Below are 19,303 nucleotides of genomic sequence, written 5' to 3'. Positions count from 1 at the left end.
GCAGAGCATCGTAAGGGTTTAAAAAGTTTTTGGGGGGCGTGGGGACTTTTTTTCAAAAAGTCCCCACAAACGTCTGGGGTTTTGGCAAGTTCGCCGTCAAAACCCCAGACGTTTCCGCCCCTTTTTTGAAAAAAAGGGGCGGCCCCAAAAAACTTTTGCGCCTACAGATCCACGCCGGAATAAGAGGCGTTGACGGATTTATTGATGAGCGGGAAATCCGCCAAAATCGCCGTGGTCGCGGCATGTTCCAGCAGCGGCCAGTGCGCGGCGCTGGCATCCGCCACAAACGCCTCCTGGATCTGGCCATTATCCAGCTTCAGCCAATGCCAGACCGGGCCGCGAAAACTCTCTGCCACCCCCAGCCCCATGCCGCTCTCCGGCGGCGGCGCGAAGGCCAGCGGGCCCGCCGGCAACGCCTCCAGCAGCACCCGCACCAGCCGCACGCTCTCCGGAATTTCCTGCAGCCGGATCTTGATCCGCGCCGCCACATCCCCGTCCTGCGCGCGCGGCACGCTCAGCCCCAGCTCCGCATAAGGCGGATAGCCCGGCTCCATCCGCGCATCCCGATGCTGGCCGGAAGCCCGGCCCACGAACCCGCCGGCATTGTAAGCGGCGGCCAGCGCCGGCGGGATGATGCCGGTGCCCATCACCCGGTCCTGCAAACTGGCATAATCCTCGAACACCCGGGTCAGGCTGGGCAGCTCATCTTCCAGCGCATCGAGCATCTCCTCGATCATCTCGCCCGCCCCCTCGGCCAGATCCCCGGCGACACCGCCCGGCACCACCACATCCATCATCAGCCGATGCCCGAAGGCGAGCTTGGCGACGGCGCAGAACCGCTCCCGCGCCAGGGCGAAGCGGGACTCCAGAAAGGCGAAGCCGGCATCCGCCGCGATCGTGCCGATATCGCTGACATGGTTGGCCAGCCGCTCGATCTCCGCCATCAGCGCCCGCAGATACACCGCCCGCTCCGGCGCCTGGATGCCCAACGCCGCCTCCGCCGCGCGGGCGAAGGCGATAGAATGCGCCACCGTGGCATCGCCCGAAATCCGCGCCGCATAGCGCGCCGCCTGGCGGGGGGATTTGCCGCGCATCAGCCCCAGCGTGCCCTTATGCGCATAGCCAAAGCGCCCCTGCAGCCGCAGCACCTGCTCGCCCAGCACGGAAAAGCGGAAATGCGCCGGCTCGATGATCCCGGCATGGATCGGCCCGACCGCGACCTGATGCACCCCCTCGATCTCCGGCATCGGAAACTCCGGCCAGGGGCCACGCCCGTCCGGCTCGCGGAAATGCTCCACCGCCGTGCGCGTGTCGGTAAAGCCCAACGCCTTATGCCCGTTCAGATCCTTGGCCAGGCGCTGGAACCAGTTGGCCCCGGGATGCGCGAGCGCCGGATACGCCCCCTCGACCAGCGCCACCGCCACCAGCTCGCCCGGCTCATACAGTGCATAGGCATGGCCGGCATCGGTCCAGAGCGCGATGAAATGCCCCTGATGCGCCGCCCAGGCCTCCGGCGAAAGCAGCCTCATTGCAGCGCCCCCGCCGCCTGGCCCAGCAGCCGCACCAAGGCCGGCGGGGTGAGAAAGGCCAGCGCGAACACCAGCAGCAGATGCAACGTCACCAGATGCGCCTCCCACCCCGCCTTGCGGTAAGTTTCACGCGGCGCCGGGGCGAACAGCAGCGGGCCGATCTGCCGCAGGATCGCCACCGCGCAGAGCAGCATGCCCAGCCCCAAAGGCAGCGACATCCAGGGATTGATCTGGATGGTCTGGCTGACGATGATGAACTCGCTGGCAAACAGCCCGGAAGGCGGCAGCCCGGCCAGGGCGAAGATGCACAAAGCCAGCAGCCAGCCGGCATATTTATTCACATGCGGCAGCCCGCGCAGATGCGAGAAAGCATAAAATCCCGGTGCGGCCGCCCCGCGCAGCTGGGCGGCGCGGATCAGCGCCAGGAACAGGCCGGGCTTCAACAGGCTGTGCAGCAGCATATGCAGCAACCCGCCAAACAAGGCCACCGGGCCGCCAATCCCGAAGGCAAATGCCACCAGCCCGGATTGCTCGATGGAGGAGAAGCCGAAAAACCGCCTGGCATCGCGCCGCCGCGAGAAGGAGAACGCCGCCAGAAACAAGGAGGCCACACCCAGCGTCAACAAAAACGGCCCCGGATGCATGGCACTGCCCCCGGCCGCCGCATTTGCCTGCATCAGATGCCGGAAGCGCAAAATCGCCAGCAGCGCGACATTGATCAGCAGGCCGGAGAGGGCGGTGGTCAGCGGCGCCGGCCCCTCCGCATAGGCATCCGGCAGCCAGCCATGCAGCGGCACCAACGCCGCCTTGGTGCCGTAGCCGAACAGGATGAACAGGAAGGCCAGGGTCAGCAGCGCCCCATCCATATGCGCCGCCTGCCCGGCCAGGGCGGCAAAGCTCATCGCCCGCAGCCCCGGCCCCAGAGCCGGCTGCGCGGCGAGATAGACCAGCATGGTGCCGAACAAGGCGAGCCCGATCCCCACCCCGCCCAGGATGAAATATTTCCAGGCCGCCTCCAGCCCGGTGGGGCTGCGATACAGGCTCACCCCCAGCGTCATCGCGATGGTGCCGCCCTCCATCGCCGCCCAGAGCAGGCCGATATTATCCGCATAGAGCCCGAGCAGGCTGGCGCCCAGCACGATCTGAAACAGCGCATGATAAAGCCGCCAGCGCCGCACCGGCATCCGCGCCGCATCGCCCATCACGTAGGAAATATTCACCAGCGATGCGGTGAGGCCGACAAAACCGCTGACCGTGCCGAACAGCCTGGCCAGCGCATCCGTCGCCACCAGCCCGTCGCCGCCATAAGCGAACAACGCCAGCGACAAGGCGAACGAAACCGCGCAGGCGACAGCATTGCCGATCGCCCCGGCGCGCGGCCCGCCCGCCAACCCCAGCACCAGCGCCGCCAGAAACGGCCAGGCGATGACGATCCAGGCGAAGCTCATCTGCCGCGCCTTTCGATTTGCTCGATTCCGGAGAGGTCCAGCGTGTCGAAATGCTCGCGGATGCGCAGCAAAAACACCCCCACCACCAGGAAGGCCAGCAGCACCAGCAGCGCCACCGAGAATTCCGCCACGAACGGCATCCCCGGCATGCCGATCGCCGCCAGCACCAGCCCGTTTTCCATCGACAGGAACCCGATGATCTGCGCCAGCGCATTGCGCCGCACGATCATCAGCAACAGTCCGAGCAGCACCACCGAAAGCGCGATCGCCAGATCCTCGCGGGTGAGGGAGAGCGAGGCCTCGGTGCTGGGCAGCACCACCAGCACCGCGATGCCGATCAAGGCCAGGCCGAATATCATCGACACCGCCATCGGCAGCGCCGTCTCCACCGCGCGGATCATGCCGAAACGCTGCACGATCTCGCGCAGGCCCCAGGGCAGCAGTAGGCCTTTCAGCGCGAAGGTGATCAACCCGGTGAGATAGAGGGCCAGCTCATGCTGGGCGAACCCCTGCCAGAGGGCGGCGGCGGACAGTACCAGTGCCTCGCTCTGATAGAGCGTGATCATCGCCGCGAGCCGGCGCTGGGAGAGCTGCAGGAAGCCGCAGAGCAGGATGATCCCGCCCATCAGATGCGCGAGGGAAAAAGTGAGGCTCATGCGCCGATCCTCGCCGCGACAAACAGGAACACGCTGGCCAGCATGCCGAGCAGCAGCGCCGCCCCCAGGAATTCCGGCACCCGGAACACCCGCATCTTCGCCCGCGAGACCTCGAACAGGCAGAGCGCCACCGCCATCACCGCCAGCTTCAGCGCCCACAGCACCAGCCCGAGCGGCCAGGAGAGAACATCCCCGGCGCGGGCCATGCCGAAGGGCAGGAAGATGGTGCCGATCAAATTCATCCAGGCCAGCAGCCGCAGCACCCCGGCATAATCCAGCAGCGCCAGCAACCGGCCGGAATAATCCAGCGCCATCGCCTCATGCACCATGGCGAGTTCGAGATGGCCAGAGGGATTGTCGGTGGGGATGCGCCCGGCCTCGGTCAGCGCCACCGCCAGCATCGCCGCCAGCGCGAAGCCGAGCGAGACCGAGATGCCCAGATGCGCGGCGCGGAAATCATTGGCGATGCCGTCGATATTGGTGGTCCTGGCCAGCAGCGCGAAGGCCAGCAGCAGCACCAAAAGCGCGCCCTCGGCGAAGATGCCAAACAGCGCCTCGCGCGCCGCCCCGGCGCCGCCGAAACCGGCCCCGGTCTCCAGCCCGCCCAGCATGGTCGCGGCCCGGGCCAGGGCGAACAGCCCGACAATGGTGATCGCATCCGCCGCCGGGCCAGTGAGCAGCCCGGTCGAGAAGCCCGGGATCAGCATGACGCTGACCGCCATGGCCAGCATCGCCCCCAGCGGCCAGAAAGTGAACAGATCGGTCGCGGTATCGGGCAGCACCGTGCTTTTGCGCAAAAGCTTGGCCAGATGCCAATAGGGCAGCAGCAAAGGCGGCCCGCGCCGCCCGAGCAGCCAGGCGCGCAATTTGTTGGTCGTGCCGATCAGCAAAGGGGCAACGGCGAAGCAGAGCGCCACATGCAGGCCGGTGGCGATGAAAGCGAGGGTGAAACCGAGCATCAGCCCCCCTGCCCCAGGCCAAGCGCCAGCAGAAACAGCACCAGCGCCGCGAACACGAAGGCCAGGCGCTCCCGGATGGTGGCGCGGCGCACCCGCTCCGCCAGCCGCACCGCGCGGCGCTGGCCGCGCAAGAGCGGGCCGAGCAGGAAATGCTCCGACGGGTCCTGCCCCTGGGCGCCGAGCAGCCCGCGCCCCAGCACCCGCGCCACCGGCTCGGCAAAGCCGGCGCCGCTGGGCTGGGTATGCGGGTCGCCAAAGGGCAGCCAGGCCGGCGGGCGGCCGAAGCCGCCATGCCAGGCCGGCACCTCACGCAGGCCGCGCACGCCAAAGCGCGTCTGGATGAAGCCGGCCGCCAAAGCCGCCAGCAGCGCCAGCAGCAACAGGCTCAGCGGCGCATAGGTGAGCGGCGGCGCATCCGCATCCGGGGCCAGCAGCCGGATCACCGGGGTCATCACCCCCAGCAGCAGCCCGGGCAGCAGCGCCACCGGCACACACAGCCCCCCCAGCAGCGCCATGGCGATGAAGGGGCCACGCCGCGCATCCTCCGCCGCCGCCGCATGCAGGCTGCGCGGCCGGCCGAGAAAGCCGATGCCGATGATCCGCACCGCAGCCGCCAGCGCCAGCGCCGCGCCCAGCCCCAACACCGCGAGCAAGGCGGAAAACCCGATCCGCGCCAGAATCCCGCCGCCCGCGGCCGCCTGGATCACCGCGTGCAGCAACAGAAATTCCGGCGCGAAGCCCGGCCCCAGCGGCAGCGCCGCCATGCCCGCCGCGCCCAGCAGCATCAGCGCGCCCAGCCGCGGCATGCCGCGCATCAGCCCGCCCAGCCAGTTCAGGGAGAGCGTGCCGGTGGCGTGCTTCACCTCCCCGGCGCCGATGAACAGAAGCGGCTTGAACAGCCCATGCGCCACCGCGCAGAGCAGCGCCGCCTCCAGCCCCAGCCCGGTCAGCGTCGCATCACCCAGCGCCTTCGCCCGCAGCGCGACGCCCAGCCCGACCGCGATCAGCCCGACATGCTCGACCGTCGAGCAGGCCAAAGCGGTTTTCAGCTCCACCTCCAGCACCGCCCGCAACGCGCCGACCAGCACCGAGGCCGCGCCCGCCACCATCAGAACCGTGCCCCACCAGGGCTGCTGGGCCGGCGCCAGCACCACGAAACCGTAGCGGATGAGCACATAGAGCGCGATTTTCACCATGCCGCCGGACATCAGCGCCGACACCCCCGCCGGCGGCGCCGGATGGGCGCGGGGGAGCCAGCTATGCAAGGGTGCGAGCCCGGCCTTGGCCCCCGCCCCCAGCGCCACCAGCACGAAGGCGAGCGAGGAGGCGGGCAGGAAGATCGCCGGGATCAGGCAGGCGCCGGAAAAGATCGCCACCCCGGCATAAAATGTCGCCGGCTTCACATCGCCCTGCATCACCAGCAGCCAGGAGGCGGCACTCATCAGCTCGAAGCCGAAAATCAGCGTGAACCCGTCCCCCGCCGCCAGGGTCAGCGCCATGCCGAGCACGAACACCCAGAAGGCGATCGAACCGCGCATCCCCGCCAGCGCCGCCGCCACGGTCTGGGGCAGCAAAATACAGGCGAACAATATGGACAGCGCATCGAGATGCAGCTGCATCCCATGCCCTGGCAGGCCGAACATCAGGCTGAAGGAGGATCCCACATCTCCCCCCTACCAAACCAAGCCCCGCGCCGCCAACGGGTCCGGCGCAAAGAAAAAGGCCCTCCCGTCGCCGGGAGAGCCTTCGCAGCATCCGTGGACGCGGCTTACTTCAGCAGATCGGCCACCGCGGCCTGCTCTTCCAGCAGCTCATTCAGCGTGTGCTGGATGCGGCCCTTGGCGAACTCGTCCATGGCGATGCCCTTCACGCGGGTATATTTGCCGCCCTCGCAGGTGCAGGGCACGCCGAACATCACATCTTCCGGTACGCCGTAATCGCCATCGGAGGGGATGCCCATGGAGACCCAGCGGCCATTGCTGCCCAGCACCCAGTCACGCACATGGTCGATGGCGGCATTGGCGGCGGAGGCGGCGGAGGAGAGGCCACGCGCCTCGATGATCGCCGCACCGCGCTTGCCGACGGCGGAGAGATAGGTGTCCTTGTACCAGGCCTCGTCATTCACCACGTCCGGCATCGGCTTACCGGCAGCGGTGGCGTTGCGGTAATCGGCGAACATGGTCGGCGAATGGTTGCCCCACACCGCCACCTTCTCAATATCCTTCACCGGGGTGCCGGTCTTCTCGGCCAGCATGGAGACGGCGCGGTTATGATCCAGGCGCAGCATCGCGGTGAAGTTTTCCTTCGGCAGATCCGGGGCGGACTTCATGGCGATATAAGCATTGGTGTTGGCCGGGTTGCCGACCACCAGCACCTTCACATCGCGCTTGGCGACATCGTTCAGCGCCTTGCCCTGGACCTTGAAGATCTCGGCATTGGCGGCCAGCAGGTCGCGGCGCTCCATGCCGGGGCCACGCGGGCGCGAGCCGATCAGGATGGCGATGTCGGCGTCCTTGAAGGCCACGCGCGGGTCATCGGAAGGGGTGACGGAGTTGAGCAGCGGGAAGGCGCAGTCATTCAGCTCCATGATGACGCCGTTCAGCGCCTTCTGCGCCTGCGGCAGATCGAGAAGATTGAGGTCGACCGGCGTATCCTTGCCGAGCAGGTCGCCATTGGCGATACGGAACAGGATGGCATAACCGATCTGGCCAGCCGCGCCGGTGACGGCAACGCGCACGGGGGTCTTCATCTCTTGTGTCTCCTTGCTTAAGGCTGGTTTCCCATAGACCCTCGGCCCGCCCCGTCAAGCCCTTCCCGGCTCAACCCACAATCAGCGAAATCGGGGCTTGCGCGCTCACCACGCCGCGCGGGAGGGCGGGCAGCGTATCGCCATCCGCATGGGTGGAAATGCGCCCATTTGGAGCAGAAAATTCCACATGGCTGCCGGCCAGCACGCGCACCCCCGGGCAGCGCGGCAGCAGCCCCAGCGGCAGCGCCGCCCCGGAGAGCAAAGCCGGCAGCGTGCCGGGCTTCTCGAACAGCACCACCTGGAAGCCAGGCTGCCCCGGCTGCGCCAGCGGCGCCAGCAGATAGGGCCCGCCATAAAGCCGCCCCTTGCTGACCACGACGCTGGCGGCCTGGTGCGTCACCCCGTCCACGCTGAGCTGCACCGGCGGAAAATCATAGGCCACGGATTCCCAGACCGACTGCCAGACATAAGCCCCCTTGCCGATGGCGCGCTTGAGCAGCGGCCGCACACCCTTCACCACCGCGCCATCGAAGCCCAGCCCCAGCATCTGCACGAACACATGCCCCTGCCCCGGCAGCTGCGCCACACCCGGCCAGAGCGGCTTGCAGCGTTTATAGGCCAGCGTGTTGGCGATGCCGCGCGGATGGGTGGAGAGCCCATATTCCTTCGCCAGCACATTGGCGGTGCCGAGCGGAATGATGCCCAGCGCCGTATCGGTGCCGATCAACCCGTTGGCGACTTCGGCGATGGTGCCATCCCCGCCGGCGGCGACGACCATGAACGCCCCCTCCCGCGCCGCCTGGCGGGCCAGATCGGTCGCATGGCCGGCATGCTGGGTCTCCGCGACCTCGATCTTCACCCCATTCTCAACCAGCAGATCCAGCACCCGCCATAGCGCTGTTGCCCGCCTGCGGCCCGCTACCGGATTGAAAATAACCAACATCAGGCCCGCTCCGGGATCGTTTCGCAAAAACTCTGGGATAACCAAAAACAGTGACACGAGAATGTCACGCGCATGACATGAACGTGACAGTACGATTTGCAAAAAACCATGCTCTCGTCATGGAAACTTCACTGTCTCCGGCGCCGTGTCACAGACTATTGCAACCGCCATGAACGCATCCAGCCCGATCCGTCCGACGCAGACGGCCTATCGCAGCGTCTTCATCTCCGACGTGCATATGGGCACGCGCGGCTGCCGGGCGGAGTTCCTGGCGGATTTCCTCAAGCAGACATCTTGCGAAAACCTGTTCCTGGTCGGTGACATCATCGATGGCTGGCGGCTCAAGCGCAGCTGGTTCTGGGACAAGCATCATGACGAGGTGCTGCGGCTGATCCTGAAAGCCGCGCGCTCCGGCACCAACGTGGTGTATGTGCCCGGCAATCACGATGAGATGCTGCGCAAATATATCAGCCTCAATATCGAGATCTGCGGCGTGAAGCTGCAGATGGAAGCCGAGCACACCACCGCTGACGGCAGGAAGCTCTTGATCACCCATGGCGACAGTTTCGACAGCGTGGTCCGCCACGCCAAGCTGCTCGCCCTGCTGGGCGACTGGGCCTACACCACGGCGCTGGTGGTCAACCGCTATTTCAACATGGTCCGCACCCGCTTCGGCTATCCGTACTGGTCGCTCTCCGCCTGGCTGAAACTGCAGGTGAAGGAGGCGGTGAAGGCGATCGACCGGTTCGAGACGGCGCTGGCGGACGACGCCAAATCCCGTGGCTTCGATGGCGTGGTCTGCGGCCATATCCACCATGCCGAAATGCGCCAGGTGAATGGCGTGATGTATCTGAATGATGGCGACTGGGTGGAAAGCTGTACCGCCCTGGTCGAGCATTTCGATGGACGGCTGGAGCTGGTGGACTGGGTGGCGCGCAACAAGCTCTCCATGCTCGCCCGCCCCGCGCCGAAGCTCAGCGTTGCCCCGGCGGCGGCGCTGCAGGCGGTTGTCGCCGAATTCACCGCCCCGCAGAGCGAGCCCCCGGCGACGCATGTTGTATCAGCCAGCACCTGAAGCCGGGCTCGCTTATCCGGGCCTGAACAAGATCATGATCATCTCCGACGCCTGGGAACCCCAGGTGAACGGGGTGGTCCGCACGCTGCGCACCATCACCGCCGAGATGCGGGCGATGGGCAAGACCGTGGACATCGTCGGGCCGGACCGCTTCCGCACCATGCCGATGCCCTCCTATCCCGAGATCAAGCTCGCCTTGTTTCCGGGCCGCAAGCTGGCGCGGATTATCGAGGCGTTCCAGCCGGATGCGCTGCATGTCGCCACCGAAGGCCCGCTGGGCATGGCGGCGCGGGCTTACGCGAAAACGCGCGGGCTGCATTTCACCACCGCCTTTCACACCCGCTTTGCCGAATATCTCGAAGCCCGCACCCGCATTCCCGCGGCTTTGACCTATCGCTGGCTGCTTCATTTCCACAAGCCCGGCTCCGGCGTGATGGTGGCGACCCAGTCGCTGCGCGAGGAACTTGCCGGCCGCGGCTTCAAGAATCTCCGCCCCTGGTCGCGTGGCGTGGATCTGGAGGCGTTCCATCCGGCGCCGCGCGAGGATTGGGATCTGCCACGGCCGATCTTCGCCTATGTCGGCCGGGTGGCGGTGGAGAAAAATCTGAAAGCGTTTTTGTCGCTGGATCTGCCTGGATCGAAGCTGATCGTGGGGGACGGCCCGCAGCGCAAGGCGCTGCAAGCGGAGTTCCCGGACGTGCATTTCGCAGGTGCCCGCCATGGCGCTGCGTTGGCGCAGGCCTATGCCGGGGCGGATGTGTTCGTGTTTCCGTCCAAGACCGACACGTTCGGGCTGGTGGTTCTGGAAGCCCTGGCCTCGGGTCTTGCCGTTGCCGCCTATCCGGTGACCGGGCCAAAGGATATTCTCGGCGAGGCGCCGGTGCCCGTCGGCACGCTGGATGAGGATTTACGCAAGGCCTGCCTGAAGGCTTTGGAAATCGACCGGGCGAATTGCCGGCCTTATGCGGAACGGTTCTCGTGGCGGGCTTGCGCGGAGCGGTTTATGGATAATCTGGTGCCGATGCGCGAGACCGCGCAGTAAGTCGTGGGGACTTTTTGAAAAAAGTCCCCACACTCCCAAAAACTTTTGCAAATAAAAAAGGCCCCTTGCGGGGCCTTTTCTTTTAGATCGCCAGCAGCAGGCGGCGGGGATCTTCGATGCTTTCCTTCACCCGCACCAGGAAGGACACCGCCTCGCGGCCATCGACGATGCGGTGATCGTAGGACAGTGCCAGATACATCATCGGGCGGATCTCGATCTTGCCATCGACCACGACCGGACGGTCCTGGATCTTGTGCATGCCCAGAATGCCGGACTGCGGCGGGTTGAGGATCGGGGTGCTCATCAGCGAGCCATAGACGCCGCCATTGGTGATCGAGAAAGACCCGCCGGAAAGCTGGTCCAGCTTCAGCGTGCCGTCCTTCGCACTCTTCGCGAAACCCGCGATCTCGGCTTCGATCTCGGAGATGCTCTTGGTCTCCGCATCGCGGATCACCGGCACCACCAGCCCATTGGCGCCGCCAACGGCGATGCCCATATTGACGAAGTTCTTATAGACGATCTCGTCACCGTCGATCTCGGCATTCACCGCCGGGAACTCGGCCAGCGCCGCGCACACCGCCTTCACGAAGAAGCCGTTGAAGCCCAGGCGGATGCCCTTGTGCTTCTTCTCGAACACGTCGCGGTAGGACGAACGCAGCGCCATCACCGCGCTCATATCCACCTCGTTGAAGGTGGTGAGCATGGCGGCGGTGTTCTGCGCTTCCTTCAGCCGGTTGGCGATGGTCTTGCGCAGGCGGGTCATCTTCACCCGCTCCTCGCGCACATCATTGGCGCGCGGGGCTTTCGGCGCGGCGGCCGCCGGGGCAGCGGCTGGCTTGTTCAGGAACTCCTGCACATCGCCCTTGGAAACGCGGCCGCCCTTGGCGGTGCCGGCGATGTCGGCGGTGTTCACGCCCTTCTCGGCGGCCAGCTTGGCGGCGGCGGGCAGCGCGCCCACGCCGGGGCGGGCCACCGGGCCCGGGGCTTCCTGGGCGGCATTCACGCCGGTCTTGGGGGCAGCGGCGTCGGCCGGCTCCTTCTTCGGCGCCGGGGCGGCGGCGCCCTTGGCGTCGATCATGCCCAGCACGTCGCCCGGGGCAACCTCGGCGCCCTCATCGGCGGCGATCTCGGCGATCACACCGGCTTCCGGGGCGTTCACCTCAACAGTGACCTTGTCCGTCTCCAGCTCAACAATGGGCTCGTCCGCGGCAACGGCCTCGCCAACCTTCTTGATCCAGCGGGCGATGGTGGCTGTGGCAACACTTTCGCCCAGCGTGGGAACCTTGATCTCGGCCGACATGGAAACTCCTGCTCTCTTTTGTCGTAAACGGGAATTGGATCATTCAGGCTGATCCAATTTTTATGGAACGAGCAAATTCATGCGCCCGCCCCGGCGTAATCCGCCAGGGCAGGCGCCTCATGCTCTAAACGCTCAGCGCCTCGTTGACCAGGGCGGCCTGCTCGGCGGCGAAGGCCTTGGCGAGGCCAGCGGCCGGGGAGGCCATGGCGCGGCGGCCGACATAGCGCGGACGCCGGGCGGCATTGCCCAGGCATTCCAGCACCGTCTCGATCCGGCGATCCACGAAGAACCAGGCGCCGTTATTCTCCGGCTCTTCCTGGCACCAGACCACTTCCGCGTTCTTATAACCCTCGATCGCCGCCTTCAGCGCCTTGGCCGGGAACGGGTAGAACTGTTCCAGCCGGACGATGGCGACATCCTTGATGCCGCGCTCGCGCCGCTCGGCCAGCAGGTCGTAATAGACCTTGCCGGAGCAGAGCACGACGCGCTTCACCTGCTCGGGCGCCACCAGCTCGTCGGTCTCCGGCAGCACGAACTTGAAGCCGGTGCCCTCGGCGAAATCCGCCAGCGGCGAGACGCAGAGCTTGTGACGCAGCAGGGATTTCGGCGTCATCAGGATCAGCGGCTTGCGGTAGTTGCGCTTCATCTGCCGGCGCAGCGCATGGTAGTAATTCGCCGGGGTCGAGATATTGCCGACGATGATATTGTTCTCGGCGCAAAGCTGCAGATAGCGCTCCAGGCGGGCGGAGCTATGCTCCGGCCCCTGTCCTTCCTGGCCGTGCGGCAGCAGCATCACCAGCCCGGACATGCGCAGCCACTTGGTCTCGCCGGCGGCGATGAACTGGTCGATGATCACCTGCGCGCCATTGGCGAAATCGCCGAACTGCGCTTCCCACAGCACCAGGGTCGAGGGGTCGGCGACGGTGTAGCCATACTCGAAGCCCAGCACGCCGACCTCGGAGAGCAGCGAGTTGAAGATCTCGATGCGCGCCTGGCCCTCGGCGATGTTGTTCAGCGGCACATATTCGTTCTGGTTGACCTGATCGACCAGCACGGCATGGCGCTGGGAGAAGGTGCCGCGCTGCACATCCTCACCGGAGAGGCGCACACGGTGCCCATCCAGCTGCAGCGTGCCAAAGGCCAGCGCCTCGCCGGTTGCCCAGTCCAGCCCTTCGCCGCTCTCGAACATCTGCTTCTTGGCTTCGAGCTGACGCGCGATCTTCGGGTTCAGCTCGAAATTCTGCGGCGGGGTGTAGAGCGCCTTGCCGACCTGCTGGAGCTGCGCCAGCGGCGCGGCGGTGACGCCATCCTGCTGCTCGGCATCATCCCCGGCCTGTTTCAGCCCGGCCCAATGGCCTTCCAGCCAGTCCGCCTTGTTGACCTTGTAATCCTTGGCCCCTTCGAAGGCGGCTTCCAGCTCCTGGCCATACTCATCCATGATCGCCTTGGCCTCGGCCTCGGAGACCGAGCCCTCCTTGGCCAGACGCTCGGCATACAGCGCCCGGGTGGTCTTCAGCGCCTTGATCGCCTTGTACATGATCGGCTGGGTGAAGGCCGGCTCATCATTCTCGTTATGGCCATGGCGGCGATAGCAGACTAGGTCGATGACCACGTCGGTCGCGAACTCGCAGCGGAACTCGGCGGCGATCTGCGCGGCATAGACCACGGCTTCCGGGTTGTCGCCATTCACATGCAGGATCGGCGCCTGCACGGACTTGGCGACGTCCGTGCAATACATGCCGGAGAAGGCATGCGCCGGGACGGTGGTGAAGCCGATCTGGTTATTGACCACCAGATGCACCGAACCGCCGGTGCGGTAGCCGATCAGCTGGCTCATCGCCAGGGTTTCATACACCAGCCCCTGGCCGGCGAAGGCGGCATCGCCATGCATCTGGATCGCCATGGCGGATTTGCGGCTGGTATCGCCCATCATATCCATGCGCGCGCGGATCTTGCCGACCACCACCGGGTCCACCGCTTCCAGGTGGGAGGGGTTCGGCTGCAGGGACAGATGCACCTGGTTGCCGTTGATCACCACGTCGGTCGAGGTGCCGAGATGGTATTTCACGTCGCCGGAGCCCTGCACATCGTCCGGCTTGAAGGAGTTGCCGCCGAACTCGGAGAACAGCGCCACCAGCGGCTTCTTGACGATATTGACCAGCGTGTTGAGGCGGCCGCGATGCGGCATGCCGATGGCGATCTCGCGCACGCCCTTGCCGGCGGCGGCTTCGATGATCGCGTGCAGCGCCGGGATGGTGCTCTCACCGCCCTCGAGCCCGAAGCGCTTGGTGCCGACGAAGCGCTTCTGGCAGAAGGTCTCGAAGCTATCAGCCTCGGTCAGCTGCTTCAGGATCTTCGCCTTGCCCTTCTTGTCATAGGCGGAGAGCCAGGGCGCGCCTTCGATCTTGCGCTGGATCCAGCTCTTCTGCGCCGGGTCCTGGATATGCATGAACTCCACGCCGATCTCGCCGCAATAGCTGGCGCGCAGCGCCGCCATCACCTCTTTCAGCGTCGCCGTCTCGAAGCCGAGCACGCCATCCAGGAAGATCGGGCGCTCGAAATCGGCGGCTTCGGTGAAGCCGTAGGAGGCGGGGTCAAGCTCGGAATGATAGGCTTTCGGCTTCAGCCCCAGCGGATCGAGCTTGGATTCCAGATGCCCGCGGACGCGATAGGCGCGGATCAGCATCAAGGCGCGGATGGAATCCAGCGTCGCGGCGCGGGTCTCGGCCGGGTTGCCGGCGGGGGCCTTGTTGGTCTTCGGCGCGGCATCGCTGCTCACCGTCTCGAAGACGGAGGGGCGCGGCGCCCAGGAGGCGCCGGAGGCGTCGGTGAGGATGGCCCGGGTGTCATCGTCCAGCGCGGCGAACAAGGCCGCGAAATCGGGATCGACAGAATTGGGCGTTTCCACCCATTTCGCATAAAGCTGCGCAATGAACTGGGCATTGGCGCCATTCATCGCGGTCGCAATCACGTCCACACCGGCCATAAACCTATCCTCTCCTAAAACGCGTCCAGCCGCGGCCTGTTTGTCGCTTTACCGCCGGAGGCAATCTCTGCAGTACCGTCCTCGCCGGGCGTATAAGGCACTGGCGTTATCGTGCCGTTACCCTGAACAATGGGTCTGGGTTGCCAAATCCGCATGGTTGCCGCGGCTTTGCCCCCGCCCAGGCACGGGGATGAAAAAAACCCCATGGCGTGACCGCCATGGGGCAAGGAAATCAGGCCTTCAGGGCCTTCAGCATCGTGCTGCCCAGCGAGGCCGGGCTGTCCGCGACGAAGATACCCGCTTCCTTCATGGCAGCGATCTTCGCCTGGGCGGTATCCTTGCCGCCGGAGATCACGGCACCGGCATGGCCCATGCGGCGGCCCGGAGGAGCGGTGGCACCGGCGATGAAACCGACAACCGGCTTCTTGATCTTGTGCTTGGCCAGGAATTCCGCGCCGTCGATCTCGGAGGGGCCGCCGATCTCGCCGATCATGATGATCGCCTGGGTCTCATCGTCATGCAGGAACATGTCCAGCACCTCGATGAAGTCGGTGCCCTTCACCGGATCGCCGCCAATGCCGACGCAGGTGGACTGGCCAAGGCCGGCCGCCGTGGTCTGCGCCACCGCCTCATAGGTCAGCGTGCCGGAGCGCGAGACGATGCCGATGGAGCCGCGCTTGTGGATATGGCCCGGCATGATGCCGATTTTGCACTCATCCGGGGTGATCACGCCGGGGCAGTTCGGGCCGACCAGGCGGGACTTGGAACCGGAGAGGGCGCGCTTCACCTTGACCATGTCCAGCACCGGGATGCCCTCGGTGATGCAGACGATCAGCTCGACGCCGGCATCGATGGCTTCCAGGATGGAATCGGCCGCGAACGGCGGCGGCACATAGATGGCGGAGGCATTGGCGCCGGTCTTGGCCACGGCCTCTTCCACGGTGTTGAACACCGGCAGGTCGAGATGGGTCTGGCCGCCCTTGCCGGGGGTGACACCGCCGACAACCTTGGTGCCATAGGCCAAAGCCTGCTCGGAGTGGAAGGTGCCCTGGGCGCCGGTGAAGCCCTGGGTGATGACCTTGGTGTTTTTATTGACGAGAACGGCCATTACGCGGCTTCCTTCACGGCTTTGACAATTTTCTCGGCCGCATCGGCCAGATTGTCGGCGGGGATGATCGGCAGGCCGGACTTGGCCATGATGTCCTTGCCGAGCTGCACATTGGTGCCTTCAAGGCGCACCACCAGCGGCACGGAGAGCGAGACCTCGCGGGCGGCGGCAATGACGCCCTCGGCGATCACGTCGCAGCGCATGATGCCGCCGAAGATATTGACCAGGATGCCTTCCACGTTCGGGTCGGACAAGATGATCTTGAAGGCCGCGGTCACCCGCTCCTTGGTCGCGCCACCGCCGACATCCAGGAAGTTCGCCGGCTCGGCGCCGTAGAGCTTGATGATGTCCATGGTCGCCATGGCCAGGCCCGCACCGTTCACCATGCAGCCGATGGAGCCATCGAGCGCCACATAAGAGAGCGAGTATTTGTTGGCTTCCAGCTCCTTCGGGTCTTCCTCACCCTCGTCGCGCAGCGCCTCGATCTCGGGATGGCGATAGAGGGAGTTATCGTCGAAGGTCACTTTCGCGTCGAGCGCGTAGATCTCGCCGGAGCCGGTGACAACCAGCGGGTTGATCTCGATGATCGCGATGTCCAGCGCCACGAAGGCATTGTACATGGCGGTGACGAATTTCGCGAAGGTGCCGACCTGCTTGCCCTCGAGGCCGAGGCCGAAGGCGAGCTTGCGGGCATGGAAGCCGGAGATGCCGGAGGCCGGGTCGATCGGCGCGCGCAGGATCTTCTCCGGGTGATGCTCGGCGACTTCCTCAATCTCCATGCCACCCTCGGTGGAGGCCATGATCACCACTTCGGAGACCGAGCGGTCGATCAGCAGGGAGAGATACAGCTCGCGCTTGATGTCGCAGCCGGATTCCACATAGACGCGGCGGACCAGACGGCCGGCCGGGCCGGTCTGCTTGGTGATCAGCGTGTTGCCGATCATCGCCGCGGCGGCCTCACGGACCTCGTCCAGGCTCTTCGCCAGGCGGACACCGCCCTTGCCGTTCGGGTCGCCCTTGAACTTGCCAGCGCCGCGGCCGCCAGCATGGATCTGCGACTTCACGACGTAAATGGGGCCGGGGAGTTTCTTGGCGGCATCCACCGCTTCCTCGGGCGTCCAGGCCACATAGCCGTCCAGAACCGCGACGCCATAGGCCTTCAGCAGTTCCTTGCCCTGATATTCATGTATGTTCATGTGGAGTTCAGCCTACCTGTCTTAAAAGGTTACAAAGGGGGCGTCCGCGGGGGGTGCTAGCCCACATCCCCCGCCCTGGCAAGCAGCATTGTGCATCGCGAAAGGCCTTCGGCGGGAATTTCATGCCGATTTGATGCACATTCGTGCCGATGGCCTTGCGCAATGCCCAGCTCATGTCAGATGCGGCAGAGCGAGATAGGTTTCGCTCTGCATCTCCTCGAGCCGCGAGGCGGTCCGCTCGAAGATCGAAGCGCCCTCGCCGGACCGGTAGAGATCGTCCGGATAAGCCGCCGCCGAAGCGTAGAGCTTGCAGCGATGCTCATAGAGCGCGTCGATGAGGGTGACGAAGCGGCGCGCCTCGTCGAAATTATCGGGCGAAAGCCGGGGAATCCCGTCGATCAGCACGGTATGGTAGTGGGTGGCGATGGCGAGGTAATCGCCTGCCCCCAGCGCCACCTTGCACAGCGCCTCGAAATCGAACCGCGCCACGCCCTTCGCCGCCAGCGGCACCACCAGGCGGCGGCTCTGGATCACCAAAGTCTCGGGCTTGGCGGGCTGGCCCTCGGTGAGATGCGCAAACACCCGGTCGATCGCGGCATCGGCCCGGCTATCGGCCGGCACCACCCAGGCTTTCAGCCCGTGCTCGCGCCCGCGCCGGTAATCCTGGGCCGAGTCCAGAACCAGCACATCCAGGCGCTTCTTCAGCAGCTCGATGAAGGGCAGAAACGCGTCCCGCCCCGGTTTGCCCTTATAGAGATCATCCGGCAGCGTGTTGGAGGTGGCCACCACCACCACCTGGCGGGCGAACAAAGCCTCGAACAGCCGGCCCAATATCATCGCATCGACGATGTCATGCACCTGGAATTCATCGAAGCAGAGCAAAGCCGCCTCGCCGGCGATGAGATCGGCCAGGGCCGGCACCGGATCATCCACCTCCGGGTGCTCGCGCTTGATCTTGTGGAAGCTTTTATGCGCCTGCTGCATGAAGTCATGAAAATGGATGCGCTTCTTGCGCGGCACCTGCGCCGCCTCGAAGAACAGATCCATCAGCATGGATTTGCCGCGCCCGACCTCCCCGACGATATAAAGCCCGTTCGGATGATCCTGCACCTCATCCACCGGCTTGCGCCGCAACATGCGGGAGAACCAGCCATTCGGCGGCTGTTTCGGGTTGGGGTCATAGCCGCGCAACTTGGCCCAGAGGCCCTGCAACTGCTCCGCCGCCACCGCCTGCGCGGCATCATGCTTCAACAACCCGGCGGCGATGCGTGCCCGATACGCCGCCATCACGCCAGACTTGACTTGTGTTAACTCGGCTTGTGTTAACTTGGACATACGGGAGCGCATCTTGCGCCTGTTGATGCGGCGCAGCAACCCGCATGCGCGCATGGCGCCTTGCACGGGGGGCGGGAAGCGCCTACCTAAAAGCGCATTGCCCCACACGAAATGTTAATGGAAATAGCCATGGAAGTCGCGGATTTCAGCGCCTTGAGCGCGGCCCCGGTTGCGGCGGACCCGTTCCCCCATATTCTGCTGGAACGCTTCATCAAGCCAGAGGCGCTGCCCGCCGTGGTCGCGGATCTGCCGGCGATGAAGGCGCGCGGCAGCTTTCCCATCGGCGCGCTGAAGCTGGGCCCGGCGGCGAAAGCGGCCATCGCGGCGCTGGAAGGGCCGCAATTCCGCGCCATCGTGGCGGAGAAATTCGGGCTGGATCTGGCGGACGCGCCGCTGATGACCACGCTGCGCGGCAATTCCGGCGAGCAGGACGGGCGCATCCATACCGACAGCTCGGCCAAGCGCGTCACCATCCTGCTTTATCTGAACCCGGCCTCCGGCGAAGCCTGGGCGCGCCACCAAGGCTGCCTGCGGTTGCTGCGCGATGGCGAGAATCTGGAAAATTACGCCAAGGAAGTGCCGCCGGTGGAGGGCACGCTGCTGGTCTTCCCCAACGGCCCGACCACCTGGCACGGCCATAAGCAGTTCGTCGGCCAGCGTTACGTGGTGCAGATGAACTACATGACCACCAGCACCAAAGCCAAAGCGGAGATGCGCCGGCATCATCTCTCCGCCTTCATCAAAAGGCTGACCAAGGCGGCCTAAACGCCCAGCAGCGCCGCCGCTTCCGGACTGACCGGGGCGGCGAACAGCTCCATGGTCGGCCCGAACTGAATAATCCGCCCCCCCGCCAGCAAGGCCAGCGCGTCCGCCTGCACCGCGATGTCATAATCATGCGTCGCCGCCAACACCGGAATGCCCCAGGATGCGGCGGTCTGTTTCAGCCAGCTTAGCGTCTCATCGCGCGTCTGCCGGTC

15 protein-coding genes and 1 pseudogene are annotated in these 19,303 nt (G+C 65.6%); 3 read left to right on the top strand and 13 right to left on the bottom strand.

From position 1 onward, the window contains the following. Positions 1 to 161: 161 nt before the first annotated feature. The 7 genes from MXAZACID_RS14195 to MXAZACID_RS14165 all read right to left on the bottom strand — a co-directional run bounded on the left by MXAZACID_RS14195 (position 162) and on the right by MXAZACID_RS14165 (position 8,284). Positions 162 to 1,529, bottom strand: coding sequence for a nickel-dependent hydrogenase large subunit (locus tag MXAZACID_RS14195; protein WP_008495145.1), 1,368 nt, complete (start codon positions 1,527 to 1,529; stop codon positions 162 to 164). Then, positions 1,526 to 2,977 carry a proton-conducting transporter membrane subunit gene (locus MXAZACID_RS14190; protein WP_008495144.1) on the bottom strand — a complete coding sequence of 484 codons (1,452 nt, stop codon included), beginning with the start codon at positions 2,975 to 2,977 and terminating at the stop codon, positions 1,526 to 1,528. Before MXAZACID_RS14190 ends, MXAZACID_RS14195 begins: the two co-directional genes overlap by 4 nt. Further along, positions 2,974 to 3,633 (bottom strand): hydrogenase-4 component E, encoded by a 660-nt coding sequence (locus tag MXAZACID_RS14185; RefSeq protein WP_008495143.1) that lies wholly within the window; start codon positions 3,631 to 3,633, stop codon positions 2,974 to 2,976. The genes MXAZACID_RS14190 and MXAZACID_RS14185 overlap by 4 nt, the downstream gene beginning before the upstream one ends. Beyond that, a complete protein-coding gene (locus MXAZACID_RS14180) occupies positions 3,630 to 4,592 on the bottom strand; it encodes a respiratory chain complex I subunit 1 family protein (protein ID WP_008495142.1) in 963 nt (320 codons plus the stop codon). The genes MXAZACID_RS14185 and MXAZACID_RS14180 overlap by 4 nt, the downstream gene beginning before the upstream one ends. Further along, positions 4,592 to 6,256 (bottom strand): proton-conducting transporter membrane subunit, encoded by a 1,665-nt coding sequence (locus MXAZACID_RS14175; protein ID WP_144052806.1) that lies wholly within the window; start codon positions 6,254 to 6,256, stop codon positions 4,592 to 4,594. The genes MXAZACID_RS14180 and MXAZACID_RS14175 overlap by 1 nt, the downstream gene beginning before the upstream one ends. A gap of 104 nt (positions 6,257 to 6,360) precedes the next feature. Beyond that, complete coding sequence (locus tag MXAZACID_RS14170) at positions 6,361 to 7,341, bottom strand: malate dehydrogenase (RefSeq protein ID WP_008495140.1); 981 nt, start codon at positions 7,339 to 7,341, stop codon at positions 6,361 to 6,363. 70 nt (positions 7,342 to 7,411) lie between these two features. Further along, complete coding sequence (locus MXAZACID_RS14165; protein ID WP_039885402.1) at positions 7,412 to 8,284, bottom strand: diacylglycerol kinase family protein; 873 nt, start codon at positions 8,282 to 8,284, stop codon at positions 7,412 to 7,414. 169 nt (positions 8,285 to 8,453) lie between these two features. On the opposite strand from MXAZACID_RS14165, the gene MXAZACID_RS14160 reads away from it, so the two are divergent. Then, entirely contained in the window at positions 8,454 to 9,359 is a 906-nt protein-coding gene (locus tag MXAZACID_RS14160; RefSeq protein ID WP_008495138.1) for a UDP-2,3-diacylglucosamine diphosphatase, read from the top strand. Then, positions 9,337 to 10,401: a glycosyltransferase family 1 protein gene (locus MXAZACID_RS14155; RefSeq protein ID WP_008495137.1), complete on the top strand. Its 1,065-nt coding sequence runs from the start codon at positions 9,337 to 9,339 to the stop codon at positions 10,399 to 10,401. Before MXAZACID_RS14160 ends, MXAZACID_RS14155 begins: the two co-directional genes overlap by 23 nt. Before the next feature lie 82 nt (positions 10,402 to 10,483). Here the strand turns inward: MXAZACID_RS14155 and odhB are convergent, their stop codons facing one another. From odhB to zapE, 5 genes are all read right to left on the bottom strand, one after another. Next, on the bottom strand, positions 10,484 to 11,701 hold the full coding sequence (odhB, locus tag MXAZACID_RS14150) for a 2-oxoglutarate dehydrogenase complex dihydrolipoyllysine-residue succinyltransferase (RefSeq protein ID WP_008495136.1): 1,218 nt from the start codon (positions 11,699 to 11,701) through the stop codon (positions 10,484 to 10,486). A 124-nt stretch (positions 11,702 to 11,825) separates the two neighbouring features. Next, the gene (locus MXAZACID_RS14145; protein WP_008495135.1) at positions 11,826 to 14,687 is read right to left on the bottom strand and encodes a 2-oxoglutarate dehydrogenase E1 component; all 2,862 of its coding nucleotides are present in this window, start codon (positions 14,685 to 14,687) and stop codon (positions 11,826 to 11,828) included. Between the two features lie 232 nt (positions 14,688 to 14,919). Continuing rightward, positions 14,920 to 15,795, bottom strand: a complete 876-nt coding sequence (gene sucD / locus MXAZACID_RS14140; RefSeq protein WP_008495134.1) for a succinate--CoA ligase subunit alpha — start codon at positions 15,793 to 15,795, stop codon at positions 14,920 to 14,922. After that, positions 15,795 to 16,991 (bottom strand): ADP-forming succinate--CoA ligase subunit beta, encoded by a 1,197-nt coding sequence (sucC, locus tag MXAZACID_RS14135; RefSeq protein WP_008495132.1) that lies wholly within the window; start codon positions 16,989 to 16,991, stop codon positions 15,795 to 15,797. The genes sucD and sucC overlap by 1 nt, the downstream gene beginning before the upstream one ends. Before the next feature lie 171 nt (positions 16,992 to 17,162). Further along, positions 17,163 to 18,278, bottom strand: a complete 1,116-nt coding sequence (gene zapE / locus MXAZACID_RS14130; protein ID WP_008495131.1) for a cell division protein ZapE — start codon at positions 18,276 to 18,278, stop codon at positions 17,163 to 17,165. A 177-nt stretch (positions 18,279 to 18,455) separates the two neighbouring features. Between zapE and MXAZACID_RS14125 the strand changes: the two genes are divergently transcribed. Beyond that, positions 18,456 to 19,091, top strand: a complete 636-nt coding sequence (locus tag MXAZACID_RS14125) for a 2OG-Fe(II) oxygenase (RefSeq protein ID WP_008495130.1) — start codon at positions 18,456 to 18,458, stop codon at positions 19,089 to 19,091. Here the strand turns inward: MXAZACID_RS14125 and MXAZACID_RS19425 are convergent. Next, positions 19,088 to 19,303, bottom strand: a pseudogene (locus MXAZACID_RS19425) (ABC transporter ATP-binding protein); the annotation flags it as partial. The gene MXAZACID_RS14125 and the pseudogene MXAZACID_RS19425 overlap by 4 nt on opposite strands.

It is taken from the genome of Acidocella sp. MX-AZ02 (assembly GCF_000306035.1).
Classification (GTDB): domain Bacteria; phylum Pseudomonadota; class Alphaproteobacteria; order Acetobacterales; family Acetobacteraceae; genus Acidocella; species Acidocella facilis.
Note: the sequence above shows the minus strand (reverse complement) of the source record. Positions and strands in the feature narration are given on the sequence as shown.